Source organism: Streptomyces tagetis, from assembly GCF_018069565.1.
In the GTDB taxonomy this organism is placed as follows: Bacteria; Actinomycetota; Actinomycetes; order Streptomycetales; family Streptomycetaceae; genus Streptomyces; species Streptomyces tagetis.
On sequence record NZ_JAGPNL010000001.1, the window covers coordinates 401,027 to 416,675 of the forward strand.

The window sequence follows — 15,649 nt, forward strand, 5'->3', positions numbered from 1 at the left end:
GGCTCACACGGGGGCGTACTCGCCGGACTCCGGCTCCGGCGCCCGCACTTCGGGCGCGGGGCCGGAGCGGCCGGCCAGCTCCCAGCCGGTGCGGACGATCTCCCGCACGGACAGCCCGTACTTCTCGAACAGGTACGGGCCGGACTTGGAGCCCTCGGCGAAGGTGTCGCGCAGCCCGATCCGGCGCAGCGGCACCCCCGCCCCGGCCTCGGCCAGCACCTCGGCGACGGCGGAGCCGAGACCGCCGATCACGCTGTGGTTCTCCACCGTCACCACGCCGCGGGTGCCGAGCGCGGCGCCGAGGACGGTGTCCCGGTCGAGCGGCTTGACCGTCGGCAGGTTGGCGACCCCGGCGTCGACGCCGTGGGCGCGCAGCACGGCCGCGGCCCGCAGCGTGGCCGGCAGCATCATGCCGCCGGTCAGCAGCGCGACCTCCCCGCCGGTCAGCAGGCGCTGTCCCCCGCCGACGCGGAAGGCGTGGTCGTCCTCGAAGACGACGGGGATCTCCCCGCGCTTGAGCCGCAGGTAGACGGGGCCCGGCAGGTCGGCGAGGAGCGGCACGGCCTGGCGGATCTCCACCGCGTCGGCGACGTCGACCACCGTCATGTTCGGCAGCGCCCGCATGAGGGCGACGTCCTCGATCGCCTGGTGGCTGGGCCCGCCGGGGGTGGAGACGCCGGGCATGAAGCCGACGATGCGCACCGGCAGGTTCGGGTACGCGATGGCGTTGACGATCTGGTCGTAGGGCCGCCGGGTGGCGAAGACGCCGAAGGTGTGCACCCACGGCTGAAGCCCCTCGCGGGCCAGGGCGCCCGCCATCGACATCATGTTGGCCTCGGCCATCCCCGCGTGGACGAACCGCTCGGGGAACACCTCCTGGAACAGGTCGACCTCGCACTGCCGGGTCAGGTCCCCGGACAGGCACACCACGTCCTCGCGTTCGCGGGCCAGGTCGACCAGCGCGCGGCCGTACGGCTTGAGCACGGTCGGGTAGGGAGCCTCACGCATCGCCGTCCTCCAACTCCGCCAGGGCACGCGCGGCCAGCTCGGCGGGGAGCTTGATGAAATGACCGTCCGCGTCCTCGGGCAGACAGTCGAGGCCGTGCACCGTGGAGGTCCGCGCGATCACCACGCCCGGCCGCTCGTCGGCGACGGCCCGTGCCAGCGCGGCCCGGAGCGCGGCGGTGTCGTGGCCGTCGGCCTCCTCGGCGTACCAGCCGAAGGCGGCCCACTTGTCCACCAGCGGTTCGATCGTGGTGATCGAGGAGACCGGCCCGTCGACCTGGGAGTCGTTCGCGTCCAGCAGGACGACCACGTCACCCAGCCCGTGGTGGCCGGCGAACAGGGCGGCCTCCCAGGTCTGCCCCTCCTGTACCTCGCCGTCGCTGACCAGGACGAAGGTGCGCCGGGAGCCCTCCCGGCCGCGCAGCCGGTCGGCCAGCGCGAAGCCGGCCGCGCCGGACAGGCCCTGCGCCAGCGAACCGCAGGTCAGATCGACCGCGGGGCTGGTCTCGGTGCCGATGGCCTCCAGCTCGGCCCCGTTCTGCCCGTACGCGCCGAGCTGTTCGTCCGTGAGGTCGCCCGCCTCCCGCGCCACGGCGTACGCGGCGATCACGTAGTGGCCGGGGGAGCAGACGAAGCGGTCGGTGCCGCGCCGGAAGAAGTCCGTGTGCAGCACGGCCATCTGCTCGGCCGACGACAGGGCCTGCCCGAGGTAGCCGAAGCCGTGCGGGGCGACCATCTGCACGGCCCGCAGCCGGATGCGGCGGGCGAGGGCCACGGCGGGGTCGGGGGCGGTGGCAGGCGGTGTGGTGCCGGTGCCGGCAACCCCGGCCGGGGCGTGGGTCGCGGTGCCGGGGCCGGTGGCCGCCGTCGTGTCCAGGGCGGTCATGCCGCGCCCTCCTTCGGTTCCAGCATGGCGACGAAGTGCGCCAGTGCCGCGTCCAAATCCGCCGCGTACCCGGCGTTGACGCTCAGTTCGGCGAGGGCGCGGCGGCCGGTGGCGGCCAGCGCCCCGGACCGGGCCGCCGCCTCGGCCAGCTCCCGGGTCCGCGCGTCGACCTCGTCCGCCGTGGCGGTCGCGGCCAGCACGCCCAGCTCCGCCAGCCGCGCCGCGGTGAACGGCAGGCCGGTGACCAGGTTGTACGTCGCCGCCTTGGCCGGCAGCAGATGCCGCACCGGCACCTGCGCGATCATCGGCCAGCCGCCGCCGGCCACCTCGACGGTGCCGAGCACCGCGTCCTCGGCGGCGACCGCCGCGTCGGCGAGCAGCACCAGCGAGAAGCCCGAGGCCAGCGCGTCGCCGCGGACCGCGGCCAGCACCGGCTTGCGCAACAGCGGGAGCAGGCCGAGGAGTCCGACCACCTCGGCGGCGAACTCCCGGGCGGTGCCGGTCGCCTTCAGCTTCGCCAGATCGGCGCCGCCGCAGAAGGCCCGCGCCGAGCCGGCCAGCACGATCACCGCCGCCTCCGGGTCCTCGTCGGCCTCGCGCAGCACCCGTACGAGGGCCCGGGTCACCTCCAGGTCGAGCAGGTTGCGCTCGCCGTTGTCCCACTCGATCCAGGTGGCCGCACCTCGCCGGGTGGCGGTCACCGTGGCCGGGCCGGCCGTGGTCGCGCTCATCGTGTCTCACGCCTTCCGTCGGTCGTCAGGGGGCGGAACGAGCCGAGCCCGCCCTGGAAGAACAGCAGGGGACGCCGTACCGGCTCGGCGGCCAGCGCCCGTACCCGGCCCACGACCAGGTGGTGGTCACCGGTGTCGGTGATCTGCTCGATGTCGCAGTCGATCCAGGCGAGGGCGTCGGCGAGGACCGGGGCGCCGGAGGGGGCCTCCTGCCACTCCAGGCCCTCGAAGCGCCGCTCGACGGGACCGGCGAACCGGCCGCACAGCTCGTGGTGCTGGTCGGCGACGACGTTGACGCAGAAGCCGCCGGAGTCCCGGATCGCCGGGAAGGTGCCGGAGGTCTTCGCCGGGAAGAACCCGACGAGCGCCGGCTCCAGCGAGATCGAGGTGAAGGTGCCGATCGTCATGCCGACCGGGTCGCCGGCGGCGGTCCGCGACGTGACGACGCTGACGCCGGTGGGGTAGTGGCCGAGGACGTGCCGGAACCGCTCGGGGGTCACGGCCCCGGCCTCGGACGGGGAAAGGATCGCGGTCATGGGAGTGCTCCGATCCGGCTCACACGTGAAGGGGCAGCGGGCCGTCGGCGCCGAGCAGCAACTTGCCGTAGACGTCGGTGGCGAGTCCCGGCGTGGCGTGCACATGGCTGCCGGCCATGCCGACGTCCTGGTAGATCCGGGACAGCACGCTGGTCTCCATGAAGCTGCTGGACCCGGCCGCCTTGAGCAGCGTGTCCACGGCCTCCTGGACGAGGGTGACGACGTGGCCGACGTCGTTGCGGACCCGGGCGCGGGTCAGCTCGTCCAGGTACTCCCCGCGCAGCGCGGCGGCGTCGATGTCCCGGCAGGACCGGTGCGCGAGCAGCTCCGCCGCGTCGATCTTCGACAGGGCCTCGGCGACGCCGACCTGGTGCACGGGGGAGTTGCGGCTCTCGGTGTACGCCGTGCCGACGACGCCCTTGGCCTTCAGCCGCTCCATGGCGTGCTCCATCGCGGCCCGGCCCAGACCGACCTGGATGGCGGCGAAGATGACGGTGCCGGTGGGCAGGAAGGCCGCGTTGGCGCGCGGTTCGGAGGCGCGCAGCTCGGTGGCGTAGTCGCCGCGCACCATGTCCTCGAAGAACTGGACCCGGTGGTCCGGGACGAAGACCTCCTCGGCCACCACCGTGTCACTGCCGGTGCCCCGCATGCCGATCGGGAACCAGGACCGCTCGATCGTCCACTCGCCCGGCGACAGCACCGCCAGCGCGTGGGCCGCGCCGCCGTCCTCCCGCGGCGCGAGGAACCCCATGATCGCGTGGGTGGCGGCGTACGACCCGGACGCGTACGGCCAGCGCCCGGAGACCAGGTAGCCGCCCTCGACGCGGCGGCCCTTCGCCGACGGGGCCAGCACCACGCAGCAGCGGGCGGCCGGGTCCTCGCCCCAGATCTCGTCCTGGGCCCGCACCGGCCAGGTGGTGGCGAACCAGTTGCCGATGTTCAGCAGCATCGCCGACCAGCCGGTCGAACCGTCCGCCCGCGCCAGCTCGGCCAGCACGTCGACGGTGGTCCGCGAGTTCGTCTCCCCGCCGCCGTGGCGCCGGGGCACGGTGAGGCTCAGCAGGCCCTGCCCGGCCAGCGCCTCGATGACGGCCGGGACGACACGGCCCTCCCGGTTGCCCTCCTCGGCGTGGTCCCGGATGAGGGTGCGCAGCGCCGCCGCCCGCGCGATGATCTCCTCGTTCGGCTCGGTGCCGGTCGTCGGGGGGAGCGACGCGACGCCGCTCGCCAGGGTGGTCACACTCATACCGCACTCCCGTTGGATTGCCCGCACGGATCGGGTCCGTTGCCTTGCTTCGGTGCTCAGGACTGTGGGCGAACGAGACCCCCCGGGCCCATGGTCAGGCGCCCCAAACTCCTGCCCCGCGCTGTGGACGCGGGGCGCCGGGCGACCGGGGAGGGCGGCCGACCCGGCACCGGGCACAAGAGCGGGCCGCGCGACTGTGCGGGGTGAACAGGACTTGGGCCGCCCGGCCCCGCACGGGTACTGAACCAGCCGGACCAATGGTTCGATGTGGCCGAAAGACCCCCCGTCCGTGCCGGCCGGCACCCGAGGAGAGCAGCATGGAGCACGACTGGGTCCGCGCCCTCTCGCCGAGCGAGACGGCCCAGCCCCTCACCTCCCTGGCCACCCGGCGCCGCGCCCTCAGGGCGATCGGCGAGGGGGCGACCGCATGGGGCGTCGCCGCGGGCCACCGGATGGCCGCCTACATCCTCGACACGCTCACGGACTGGCCCGGCGACCGCTCCGACGAGGAGCGGGAGGCCCTGGAGCGGGCCACCGAGGCCAGCACCCTGGACACCCTGACCGCCCTGGTCACCCAGGACGTCACCCTGCTCCAGACATCGAGCGAACCCTCACAGAACGTCGCCTTCTACGTCGCCGAGGGCATCCCCCTGGAAGAGGTCGTCCGCAATGTGCACAGCGGGCAGGAGTTCCTCATCCAGGAGCTGATCGAACGCATCGGCGCACTCGTCCCCGCGGAACACCGCCTGGCCACCATCCAGTCCGCCACCCGCCTCGTCATCCAGTCCTGGTCGGCCTTCATCAGCGAGATCACCCGCCTCTACGAGGACGAGGCGCGGCGCCGGCGCGAGAGCACCGAGGGCGCCCGGACGCAGGCGGTGCGCCGCATCCTCGGCGGCACCCGCCGCGCCCCCGACGACGCCGACCAGGACCTCGGCCACCGGCTGGAACAGACCCACGTCGGGCTCATCCTGTGGCTGGAGGGCCTCGACATCGAGACCGCGCGGCTCTTCGACTTCGCCGGGGTCGCCGCGTCCCTCGCCGCGCAGGCCCACGCCGGTCCCGAGCCGCTGGTGATCCGGCGCGGCGCCACCCGGGTCGACGTCTGGCTCGGCAGCCCCCGGGCCGACGTGGTCGCCGTGGCCGACACGAAGGTACCGCTGCCCCCGCCGCTGCGGGCCGCGGTGGGCCGGCCCGGGGTCGGCGTCGACGGCTTCCGCGCCACCCACGAGCAGGCGGTCGCCGCCCGCCGGGTGGCCCGGCTCGGCGCGAGCGGCAGCCAGGTCGTGGACTACGCCGACGTGGAACTGGTCTCCCTGCTCGCCGCCGACCCCCAACGCGCCCGGGGGTTCGCCCACTCGGTCCTGGGCCCGCTGCACCGCGCCGAGCCGCGCATGGACGAACTGCGGCGCACCCTGGCCGTGCACATCGACAGCGACCGCAGCATCGCCCAGACCGCCCAACTCCTGCACGCCCACCGCAACACGATCTCCTACCGCCTCTCCCGCGCCACCGAACTCCTCCCCCCGGGCCACACGACGACGGAGCTGCGCTGCGCCCTGCTCCTGGCGGACATGTTCCCGGGAGCGGGCTGACGCCGCCGAGCCCCGCCCCGACAGCCGGCCGGCCCCTCCACGAGGCCGGAACCAGTCCCGCCGGCAGGGCACTCGGACCGGGACCCCGCCCAACCACCCCTCTGCGCCGGGACGTTCGTCCACCGTCGTGCCCGTCGCACCCCCTGGTGTGCGGAACGCACAAGCCCCGGCGGGCGGTCGGCGGGAGCCGGGCGCGGGGCACAGGCGGCGGCGCGGAGTCGGGCGTCCGGAACGTGGCGCCCCGGGGCGGCGTGGTGAGACTCGGGTGTCAGCAGGCGGAACCAGACCGCGAGCCGACACCGAAGAGGTCCCCATGTGCCTTGACGCCGAGCACTGCCACCACCTCGACCGCCGCCGACTGCTCCGACTGGCCGGAGCCTCCGCCATGGCCGCCGGAGCCGCCACCGCCGTCGGTGCCGTGCCCGCCGCCGCGAGCCCCGGGACGAACCGGCGAGGCCGAGGGCCCGCCGCCGAACTGCTCCTCCTCGGCACCCACGCCGGACCGCCCGTGGTGCCGGGCCGGGCCGGCATCTCCTCGGCGCTGCGCGTCGACGGCGTCAACTACGTCGTCGACTGCGGACGCGCCTCCACCACGCAGTACGTCGCCGCCGGACTGCGGATGCGCGACCTGCGGTCGGTCTTCATCACGCACCTGCACGCCGACCACGTCGCCGACTACTACCAGTACTTCCTGCTCGGCGGCAGCGCGCCCAGCAGCGACGCCAGCCGGGACCTGCTCGCCGGCCCGGTGTCGGTGTACGGTCCCGGACCGGCCGGCGCCCTGCCGCCCGCCTTCGGCGGCCACGGCGTGCCGACCGTGCACCCGGAGGACCCCACCCCGGGCATCGCCGGGCTGACCGAGTACTGCCACCACGCCTTCGCCTACAGCAGCAACGTGTTCATGCGGGACTCCGGCTTCCGGGACATCCGCACCCTGGCCGACGTCCACGAGATCCGGGTGCCCGAGGTGGGCGCCGGCCCCCTCGGGCCGACCGCGCCCGCGATGAGGCCGTTCACCGTCACGGAGGACGACCGGGTCCGGGTCACCGCCGTCCTGGTGCCGCACGGGCCGGTGTACCCCGCCTTCGCCTACCGCTTCGACACCGACCACGGCTCCGTCGTCTTCTCCGGCGACACCACGTACTCCGACAACCTCGTCCGGCTCAGCCGCGGCGCGGACGTCCTCGTGCACGAGGCGATCAACATCGAGGGCGCGCAGGCGCTCACCCCGGCCCACAAGGACCACCTGCTCGAATCCCACGTCGAGATCCAGAAGCTCGGCGCCATCGCCCAGCGCGCCGGCGTCGCCCACCTGGTCGTCTCGCACCTCGCGGACTTCGTGACGTACCCCCTCGACACCCGGCAGTGGCGACGGTGGGCCCAGCGCGGCTACGACGGCAAGGTCACCGTCGCCCAGGACCTCGACCGCGTCCCCCTCACCCGGCGCCGCCACTGACCCGCCGACAGGGGTGCCCCGGGCGCGGCGAACACGCGCCCGGGGCACCCCGGAACCGGGCGGCGGCGCCCGGTTCAGCCGGTCAGGCCCATCCGGGCCCGGTCCCGCTGCTGGTCGATGAGGAGGAGGGACAGCGCCCCCGCGGCCACCAGCAGGAGCGCGGTGAGGAGGAAGGCGTGGGTGAAGCCCGCCGCCGCGGTCGCCGCCGAGCCGACCAGGAAACCGGCGATGGCGGGGGCGAACAGGCCGCCCGCGCTCAGCAGCGCGTTGGTCACCTGGAGGACCGCACCGCGCTGCCCGACCGTCGTCATCTCCGCCGCGACCAGGTACGTCACCGCGAACAGCGCCGGCGCCGTGCCGAAGCCGAAGGTGAACGCCACCACGCTGAGCGTGCCCGGCGAGACGAGCGCGCCGCACAGCAGGGCGAGCCCGCTGAAGACGGTCGCGCCGGAGAGGACCACGCCCCGGGAGACCCGGGTACGGACCCCGCGCACGTCGAGGTGCTGGGTGACCCAGCTCAGCCCCACCGTCGCGGCGGCGCCCCACAGCGCGGGGAAGACGATCATCGAACCGGCGTGCTGGGTGCTGTAGCCGAGGACCTTCTCGTAGTAGGTCGGCAGCCAGGACGTGGCGAGCGCGAAGGTCCAGTAGCCGAGGAAGGAGCACACGACGGCCAGCAGCCACGACGGCGTCAGGAAGGTCTTGCGGTACGGCACCGGCGCCACGGCCGGGGTGACGTCAGCGGCCGGTCCGGACGCCACCGGCGCCGTTCCCTCGATCTCCGCCTCGGCCCGCTCCGAGGTGTACGGGCCCTCCTTGCCCACCACCAGCCACAGCACCGCCCACACCACGCCGATCCCGGCGAGGAAGACGAAGGTCGCCCGCCAGCCGAAGTCGGCCGCGATCCAGGAGAGCACGGGTGCGAAGCAGACGATGCCGAGCGTCACCCCGGAGGAGGCGAGGGCGGCGGGCGTGGCCCCCTTCTTCCTCGGGAACCACTGGTACACCGCGTGCATCATGATCGGCGCCAGCGGTCCCTCACCGGCGCCCAGCAGGACGCGGCTGAACCACAGCGCCGGCAGCGAGGCGAAGACGAAGACCGGCACCTGGGCCACGGCCCAGATCAGGCACAGGGCGAGCAGGAACCACTTCGACTTGACGCGGTTGGCGATGGGCGCGGCGACGAGCTGGGCCACGCCGAACAGGAAGAAGACGGCGCTGCCGAGGAGGCCGAACTGCTGCGGGGTGATGTGCAGTTCCCGCATCACCGGCACCGCGACGATGCCGAGGATGGCCTTGTCGGCCCAACTGATCATCATCAGGACCAGCAGCATCACGGCCATCAGCCAGCCGTACGACGTGCGTTTCCCGGGAGTCCAGTGGCGGGGGTCCGCCGGGTCCGCGACCTGCGGGACCGATGCCGACGCGGCGAGTTGTTGCGTCATGGAAGCCTCCGGAACGGAGAACGGTCGCGCGAGCGGACCGCGAAGGGGAGGGAGGGGCGGGGCGGACGCCGGTCGCACGACCGGCGGCCCCGGGGCCCGGCGACCCGTACGGCTACGGACCGGGACTGGACAGGGCGGCCCGCGCCCGTACGGCGACGGGCTGGGCAGGGGGGTGGTTCAGGGAGGGGGCGGGGCGGGCGCGCGGCGGATGGGGTGTGCCCGGGACCTGTACGGGGCGGCCGAGGCCGGACCCCCGCCGGGCCCGCGGCCCTTCCCCGGCGCCCGCGCCCCCGTCCGTCAGGACCGGGGGGTGACCCGGACCGGGAGGGAGGCGAAGCCGCGCAGCACGTTGTGGACGAGGGGGACCGGTTCGCCGGCCGGCTCGATGGTCTCGACGCGGGCGGCGAGGGCCCGCAGCACGAGTTCGATCTCCAGCCGGGCGATGGGCTGGCCGACGCACTGGTGCAGCCCCATGCCGAAGGCGACATGGCCGGACGCCTGCCGCTCCAGGTCGTAGCGGTCGGCGTCGGCGCCCCACTTGCGCGGGTCGCGGTTGGCGGCGCCGATGAAGAGCAGCAGCTTCGCGCCCTCCGGGATCGCCACCCCGCCCAGCACGCTCGGCGCGGTCGTGGTCCGGTGGAACTTCTGAAACGGCGACTCCAGGCGCAGCGCCTCGTCCACCGCGAACTTGGCCAGCGACGGATCGTCCCGCAGCGCCGCCCACGCCCCCGGCGTCCGGGACAGGCAGGCGAGGGTGTTGCCGATGCCGAAGACCGTGGTGTCCACGCCCGCCGACAGCAGCGCCCGGACCAGCAGCGCGGCCTGCTCGGCGCTGATCAGCCCGTCCTCTACCCGCTCCCAGACGCGCGCGCCGAAGCCGGTGTCGTCCAGGTTCTCCCGGGCGCAGTTGCGCAGGATCGCGGCGCTGTGCGCGTCGGCGTGGGCGAAGGCGTCCGCGAAGACGTCGTTCTGCGGGCCGAAGGCGTTGAACACCATGTTGCCGTAGGGCAGCAGGTGCTCCCGGCCCTCCTCGGGGATGCCGACCGCGTCGGGGAAGACGCGCAGCGGGTAGCGCTCGGCGAGGTCCTTGACCACGTCGAACTCGCCGCGGGCCACCAGTTCCCCGGCGATCTCCTCCGCCGGCCCGGTGAAACGTTCCCGCAGGGGGCGTACCGTCGCCGGGTTGATGACCCCGGTCAGCGCGCGCCGCATCACCGTGTGGACCGGCGGGTCCGACTCCAGGATGCTCGGCGGGCGCCAGCCCGCGTCCCGGCGGATGTCCCGGGGGCCGAGCCCGCCGGAGGAGCAGTACGTCTCGAAGTCGGTGAGGACCTCGTAGACCTCCTCGAAGCCGGCGACCGCGTAGGCGCCGCACGTCTCCAGCCAGGTCACGGGTCCGTGCGCGCGCAGGCGCTCCAGCATCGGGTACGGGTCCGTGATGTTCGCCGGCGAGAAGGGGTCGTCGGGGAGCGTGATGACGCCCCCGGCAGGTGCGATGGTCATGAGGGGAACCTCTTCGGCAGGGATCTCACAGGTCGAGGACGAGCCGGTCACAGCCGGCCGCGGCGCGCGAGACGCAGATCATCATGGTCGAACCGGCGTCGTCGCCGGTCAGGACGGCGTCGCGGTGCTCGGGCTCGCCGGAGAGCACCGCGGTCTCGCAGGTGCCGCACAGCCCCTGCCGGCAGGAGGACAGGACGCGTACGCCCACGTCCTCCACCGCCTCCAGGACCGTACGCTCGGCGGACACCGACACGGTCTTGCCGCTGCGCGCCAGCTCGACCTCGAACGGGCCGGACGTGGCGCCGGGCCCGAGCGCGGCGGCGGCGAACCGCTCGGTGTGCAGGGTGCCCGGGGGCCAGCCCATGCACAGCTCCTCCACGGCGCGCAGCATGCCGCCCGGACCGCAGGCGTACACCAGCGTGTGGGCGCGCGGCAGCGACAGGACGGCCCCGAGGTCCATGCGGCCCCGCTCGTCCTCCGGCACCAGCTCCACCCGGTCCCCGTACGTGTCCGCGAGCTGCCCGGCGAAGGCCATCGCGGCGCGGGACCGGCCGCCGTAGACGAGCCGCCACTCCCGGCCGGCCCGCTCGGCGCGCTCGATCATCGGCAGCAGCGGGGTGATGCCGATGCCGCCGGCGAGGAAGAGGTACTTGCGGGAGTCCCGGACGGGGAAGTTGTTGCGCGGCTCGGAGATCTCCAGGGTGTCCCCGGCGCTCAGCTCACGGTGGACCCGGCGGGAGCCGCCCCGCGAGCCGGGCACGTCGAGCACGGCGACCCGCAGGTGGGACAGGTCCCCGGGCGAGGAGCACAGCGAGTACTGGCGCACCAGGCCGCCGCCGAGGTGGACATCGACGTGGGCGCCGGGCTCCCAGGGCTCGAACGGCGATCCGTCCGGAGTGACGAGGACCAGCGAGACCACGCCGTCGGCGACCCGGTCCACGCGCGCCGCGATCACCTCACGGGTACGGGGCACGAAGCCGTCCTCCGTGCGCGCACTGAGTCCGCCCATCTGAAGCCTGCTTTCTCACGTGGTACTCGGGGCCGGGCGACGCGGTGTCGCTCCGGTGCGGGAATGCTAGGTACCGCGAAGTGCCTTTCCCCGGCGCTTTCCACTCAGTGGAACCCGCCCTGCCCCGCCCGACCGCGCCCCCACCGGGACCGTGGCCACCGCTCCGCCGCGACCTGCGGGTTTCCGTCCGGCCGGGCTTTTCTTCGTCCTCCATCGGCCGTAATGTGCGGTTTCATGAGTTCCCTGGACAAGCGGACCGCCGAGCGGGGGGAGCCGTCCGGCGGCTCCGCGGGGCCGGTCCCGAAGTCCGTCGCCGCCCGCACGCTGAGAATCCTGGACACCTTCGACTCCGGGCACTGCGAGCTGTCCCTGAGCGACATCTCCCGCCGCAGCGGGCTGCCGGTGGCCACCTGCCACCGCCTCGTCGGGGAACTCGTCGAGTGGGGCGGACTGCTGCGCACCGGCGGTCGCTACCGCATCGGGCACAAGCTGTGGTCCCTCGGACTGCTCTCGGAGAGTCACCACGGACTGGCCGAACTGGCGGCCCCGTACATGCACGACGTGCTGTTCCTGACCAAGCACGTGGTGAACCTGTTCGTCCTCGACGGCGCGCACGCGCTGCTGTTGGAGCGGATCTCCGGCACCCAGCCGGGACGGGCCCTGCACCGGGTCGGCGACCGGCTCGCACTGCACGCCAGCGCCGGGGGCAAGGCGTTCCTCGCCTACGGACCCCCGGAGCTGGCCAAGGCCGCGCTCGCCAACCCGCAGCGGCTCACCCCGAACACGGTGATCGACCCGACCCGGCTCCGCCGCGAGCTGGAACAGGTACGGCGCAAGGGGTACGCGGTGACGCTGGAGGAGGCGGTCCGGGGCGCCCACGGCATCGCGGTCCCGGTCACGGCGGCCGACGGTTCGGTCCTCGCCGCGCTCGGCGTGGTCACGGTGGGCACCCGGCCCCGGCCCGCCGCCATCGTGCCGGTGCTCCAGATCGCCGCGCGCAGCATCGCCCGCGAGGCGGGCCGCCTGGCGGTACGGGGCGGGCCGGCGGCGTAGGGGAGCGGTGGGCGGGGCCCGGGGCGGGGCCGGGTGTCCGCAGGGGGAGGAGAGGGGCGCGGTGGTCCCGGCGGGACGGCGTGCCGCCGTCTGTCAGAGGGGCGGGACGAGGCAGAGCAGGGCCGTCGCGGCGGTCAGGCCCGCCGTCAGGACCATCGCCGGGCGCGGCGGTGGCGCCGTCTCCCGCCGCAGGCGGCCCGCGACGAAGGTGACGCCCGTGGCGAGCGCGGCGCAGCAGGCCGCCGCCCAGACCGGTGCCGAGGCGGCCTCCGCGGCCGTGTGCAGGAGCAGCAGCGCACCCACCGCCTGGGTCAGCGTCGTCCGCCGCCAGGCCAGGCGGGTGCGCTCGGGCTGGAGCCCCGGCTCACGCGGGGGCCGGCTCACGCGGTGCCGCCCGCCCAGACCAGCACGGTGGTGAAGGCGGCGACCGCCGCGAGGACGGCGGCCAGCAGCGGCAGCAGCCGCGAACCGGGCAGCGGGCCGCCGCGCCGGATCGCCGACTGGGCCCGCCGCCAGTGCGGATAGGCCCGTACGGCGATGACGAAGGCCAGCAGCGCGCACACGGCGGCGAGGATCTCGCGCGCGTACGGGACGGAGAAGGGCGGGACGAGCTGGCGCACCGCCACCGCGGCGGCCAGCAGGCTGACGCCGGTCCGCACCCAGGCGAGGAAGGTCCGCTCGTTGGCGAGGGTGAAGCGGTAGTCCGGCTCGACCCCGCCGTCCGCGTCCCCGGCCCCGTACTCGTCCGCCTGCCCGGCACCCGCCCGGCCCGCGGCGGGCCCCGCCCCCCGCCTCCGCCGGGTCACGCCCGGCCGCCGGCGCCGGACGGGCCGCCCACCCGGTAGCGGGCGCCGCTGGTGGCGACGTCGACGGGGCCGTCGTACGTCGAGGCGGCCTCCCCGTGCCAGTGGGCGGTGTCGGCGAGGCCCGCGAAGTGCGACAGCACCAGGCGGCGGGCCCCGGCGGCCTTGGCCACCCGGCCCGCCCCGGCCGGCGGGGTGTGCGAGTTCTCCTGGTGGGCCAGGAAGGCCGGCGAGAATCCCCGGGCGCGGTAGTAGTCGAGGTTCACGGCCTCGTGGACGAGGACGTCGGTGCCCTCCGCCAGCCGCACCAGGTTCTCCGACTCCGCCGTGTCGCCGGAGAAGGTGACGGACCCGTACGCCGAGTCGATCCGGTACGCCAGCGCCGGGTGCACCGGCGGATGGTCGACCAGGACGGCGGTGACGGTGATCAGCTCGTCGGCGTAGACCTCGAACGGCTCGCCCGCGGCGGCGGAGCCCGGCTCGGGGGCCGCCACCTCCGTCGCCCGCACCAGCTCGGCCAGCGGCGGCCGGTCCTCGTCGCCCTCCCGGATGGCGATGTCGTAGGAGAACGCGTCCAGCGCGGAGGCGACCAGGCGGCTCGTGCCGGCCAGGTGCCGGGTGCCGTCCCGGGGGTCGGGGCCGGGGCCGATGACGCGGACGGGGGAGGAGAAGCCGTTCACCGGGCGCCCCCAGTTCCACAGCAGGAACCCGGGCAGCTCGACCACGTGGTCGGAGTGCAGGTGGGTGACGAACCCGGCCCGGAAGCGGTGACCGGCCAGCCCGGCCTCGCTCGCGGCGCGGGTGCAGCCGAGCCCGAAGTCGACGAGGTAGAAGGCGTCGTCGACGACGACCGCGCTGGCGATGCCGTGCTCGGGGCCGCGGATGGCGGGCCCGGCCGCGACGCCGAGCGTGAGGAGGTCCATGCCGCGCGGCGCGGTCAGGGGGTCGGTCACCGGAGGGTTCCTTCCGAAACGGGGGCCGCCTGGCGCGGCGTGGGGAGGTGGTGGGGACGCGCGTTGACGGTTCGGGGTTCCAGGTACTCCGCCAGCCCCCACCGGCCGCGCTCCCGCCCGAGGCCGGAGGACTTCCAGCCGCCGAACGGCGCGTCCGGCTCCACCTGCGTGTGCTGGTTGATCCAGACGGTGCCGGCCTCGATCCGCGCCGCCACCGCGTGCGCGCGGTCCAGGTCGGGCGACCAGACGGAGGCCCCGAGGCCGAACTCCTGCCCGTTCAGCCCGTCGAGGACCGCGTCCAGGCCGTCGTAGGCCACGACCGGCAGCGCGTTGCCGAACTGCTCGCCGTCGACGAGGTCCATGCCGGGCTCGGCGTCGGTGACGAGGGTCGGTTCCAGGAAGTGTCCGGGCAGGTCGCAGCCGCGGCCCCCGCCCGCCGCGATCCGCGCCCCGGCGGCGACGGCGCCGTCCACCAGCGAGCGGACGATGGCGTGCTGGGCGGCCGAGTGCATCGGCCCCATCGTCGAACCGGCCGCCACGCCGTGGCCGAGCCGGTGCCGGGAGACGGCCGCCGCCATCGCCTCGATGAGCGCGTCACGGAGCCCGCGCGGTACGTAGACCCGCTTGACGGCCATGCACACCTGCCCCGCGTTGCGGAAGGCCGAGGCGACGATGGCCTGGGCGGTGGTCTCCACGTCCGCGTCCGGCAGGACGACCGCCGGGTCGTTGCCGCCGAGTTCGAGGGTGACCCGCTTGACGGTGGCGGCGGCCTGGGCGGCGACGGCCGTGCCGACCTCCGTCGATCCGGTGAAGGAGATCTTCCGTACGCCGGGCAGGGAACTCAGCGCCACGTTCACCGCCCGCCCCGGGCTCGTGCGGCACTGGAGCACCCCGGCGGGCAGCACCCGGTTCATCAGCTCCACCAGCGCCATCGTGGACAGCGGCGTGGACGCGGAGGGCTTGGCGATGACCGTGCACCCGGCGGCCAGCGCGGGCGCGAGCTTGACGCACAGCAGGGAGACGGGGAAGTTCCACGGCGTGATCGTGCCGACCACGCCCACCGGCCGGTACTGCACCTCCACGGTGCGGTCGGCCCGGTCCGGGAGCCGCTCCACCTCGTCCCAGGCGAGTCCGGCGTAGTGCTCCAGCAGCCCGGCGCCGACCCGGAACTCGCCGACCGCCTCGGCCAGCACCTTGCCCTGCTCCAGGGAGAGCAGCCGCCCGAGTTCGTCCTCGTGGGCGCGGACCAGCCCGGCGCAGGCGCGCAGCGCGGCCCGCCGGGCCTCCCGGTCGGCGGCCCAGCCGGGAGCCGCCGCCCGCGCGGCGGCGACCGCGCGCCGCACCTCGTCCTCGCCGTGCACCGGGGCCCGGCCGACCATCTCCAAGGTGGCCGGGTCGTGCACGTCGTACGTCTCGTGGGCCATCGGG

General features: G+C 74.8%; 15 protein-coding genes. 3 read left to right on the forward strand and 12 right to left on the reverse strand.

Annotated elements, in window-relative coordinates:
- Positions 1–3 precede the first annotated feature (3 nt).
- The 5 genes from J5Y05_RS01780 to J5Y05_RS01800 are packed head-to-tail and all read right to left on the reverse strand — an operon-like array spanning position 4 to position 4,404.
- A complete protein-coding gene (locus J5Y05_RS01780) occupies positions 4–1,008 on the reverse strand; it encodes a transketolase family protein (protein WP_210867937.1) in 1,005 nt (334 codons plus the stop codon).
- Positions 1,001–1,891, reverse strand: a complete 891-nt coding sequence (locus J5Y05_RS01785) for a thiamine pyrophosphate-binding protein (RefSeq protein WP_210867938.1) — start codon at positions 1,889–1,891, stop codon at positions 1,001–1,003. Before J5Y05_RS01785 ends, J5Y05_RS01780 begins: the two co-directional genes overlap by 8 nt.
- Positions 1,888–2,622 carry an enoyl-CoA hydratase/isomerase family protein gene (locus J5Y05_RS01790; protein WP_210867939.1) on the reverse strand — a complete coding sequence of 245 codons (735 nt, stop codon included), beginning with the start codon at positions 2,620–2,622 and terminating at the stop codon, positions 1,888–1,890. The genes J5Y05_RS01785 and J5Y05_RS01790 overlap by 4 nt, the downstream gene beginning before the upstream one ends.
- Positions 2,619–3,158 carry a flavin reductase family protein gene (locus J5Y05_RS01795; RefSeq protein WP_210867940.1) on the reverse strand — a complete coding sequence of 180 codons (540 nt, stop codon included), beginning with the start codon at positions 3,156–3,158 and terminating at the stop codon, positions 2,619–2,621. Before J5Y05_RS01795 ends, J5Y05_RS01790 begins: the two co-directional genes overlap by 4 nt.
- A gap of 19 nt (positions 3,159–3,177) precedes the next feature.
- A complete protein-coding gene (locus J5Y05_RS01800; protein ID WP_210867941.1) occupies positions 3,178–4,404 on the reverse strand; it encodes an acyl-CoA dehydrogenase family protein in 1,227 nt (408 codons plus the stop codon).
- Between the two features lie 317 nt (positions 4,405–4,721).
- On the opposite strand from J5Y05_RS01800, the gene J5Y05_RS01805 reads away from it, so the two are divergent.
- The gene (locus tag J5Y05_RS01805; protein WP_210867942.1) at positions 4,722–5,999 is read left to right on the forward strand and encodes a PucR family transcriptional regulator; all 1,278 of its coding nucleotides are present in this window, start codon (positions 4,722–4,724) and stop codon (positions 5,997–5,999) included.
- A gap of 313 nt (positions 6,000–6,312) precedes the next feature.
- The gene (locus J5Y05_RS01810; RefSeq protein WP_210867943.1) at positions 6,313–7,455 is read left to right on the forward strand and encodes an MBL fold metallo-hydrolase; all 1,143 of its coding nucleotides are present in this window, start codon (positions 6,313–6,315) and stop codon (positions 7,453–7,455) included.
- Positions 7,456–7,529: 74 nt separating this feature from the next.
- Here the strand turns inward: J5Y05_RS01810 and J5Y05_RS01815 are convergent, their stop codons facing one another.
- From J5Y05_RS01815 to J5Y05_RS01825, 3 genes are all read right to left on the reverse strand, one after another.
- Entirely contained in the window at positions 7,530–8,900 is a 1,371-nt protein-coding gene (locus tag J5Y05_RS01815; RefSeq protein WP_210867944.1) for an MFS transporter, read from the reverse strand.
- 297 nt (positions 8,901–9,197) lie between these two features.
- Positions 9,198–10,403, reverse strand: a complete 1,206-nt coding sequence (locus tag J5Y05_RS01820) for a cytochrome P450 (RefSeq protein ID WP_210867945.1) — start codon at positions 10,401–10,403, stop codon at positions 9,198–9,200.
- 25 nt (positions 10,404–10,428) lie between these two features.
- A complete protein-coding gene (locus tag J5Y05_RS01825) occupies positions 10,429–11,412 on the reverse strand; it encodes a PDR/VanB family oxidoreductase (RefSeq protein ID WP_210867946.1) in 984 nt (327 codons plus the stop codon).
- Positions 11,413–11,646: 234 nt separating this feature from the next.
- Here J5Y05_RS01825 and J5Y05_RS01830 point away from each other — a divergent pair, with 234 nt between their 5' ends.
- Entirely contained in the window at positions 11,647–12,465 is an 819-nt protein-coding gene (locus tag J5Y05_RS01830) for an IclR family transcriptional regulator (protein ID WP_210867947.1), read from the forward strand.
- A gap of 93 nt (positions 12,466–12,558) precedes the next feature.
- Here the strand turns inward: J5Y05_RS01830 and J5Y05_RS01835 are convergent, their stop codons facing one another.
- From J5Y05_RS01835 to J5Y05_RS01850, 4 genes are read right to left on the reverse strand one after another with little or no spacing between them, the layout of a single operon-like run.
- Entirely contained in the window at positions 12,559–12,849 is a 291-nt protein-coding gene (locus J5Y05_RS01835; protein WP_210867948.1) for a DUF202 domain-containing protein, read from the reverse strand.
- Positions 12,846–13,271: a YidH family protein gene (locus J5Y05_RS32120; protein WP_210867949.1), complete on the reverse strand. Its 426-nt coding sequence runs from the start codon at positions 13,269–13,271 to the stop codon at positions 12,846–12,848. Before J5Y05_RS32120 ends, J5Y05_RS01835 begins: the two co-directional genes overlap by 4 nt.
- Complete coding sequence (locus J5Y05_RS01845) at positions 13,268–14,221, reverse strand: MBL fold metallo-hydrolase (RefSeq protein WP_210867950.1); 954 nt, start codon at positions 14,219–14,221, stop codon at positions 13,268–13,270. The genes J5Y05_RS32120 and J5Y05_RS01845 overlap by 4 nt, the downstream gene beginning before the upstream one ends.
- On the reverse strand, positions 14,218–15,645 hold the full coding sequence (locus J5Y05_RS01850) for an aldehyde dehydrogenase family protein (protein WP_210867951.1): 1,428 nt from the start codon (positions 15,643–15,645) through the stop codon (positions 14,218–14,220). The genes J5Y05_RS01845 and J5Y05_RS01850 overlap by 4 nt, the downstream gene beginning before the upstream one ends.
- Positions 15,646–15,649: the final 4 nt, after the last annotated feature.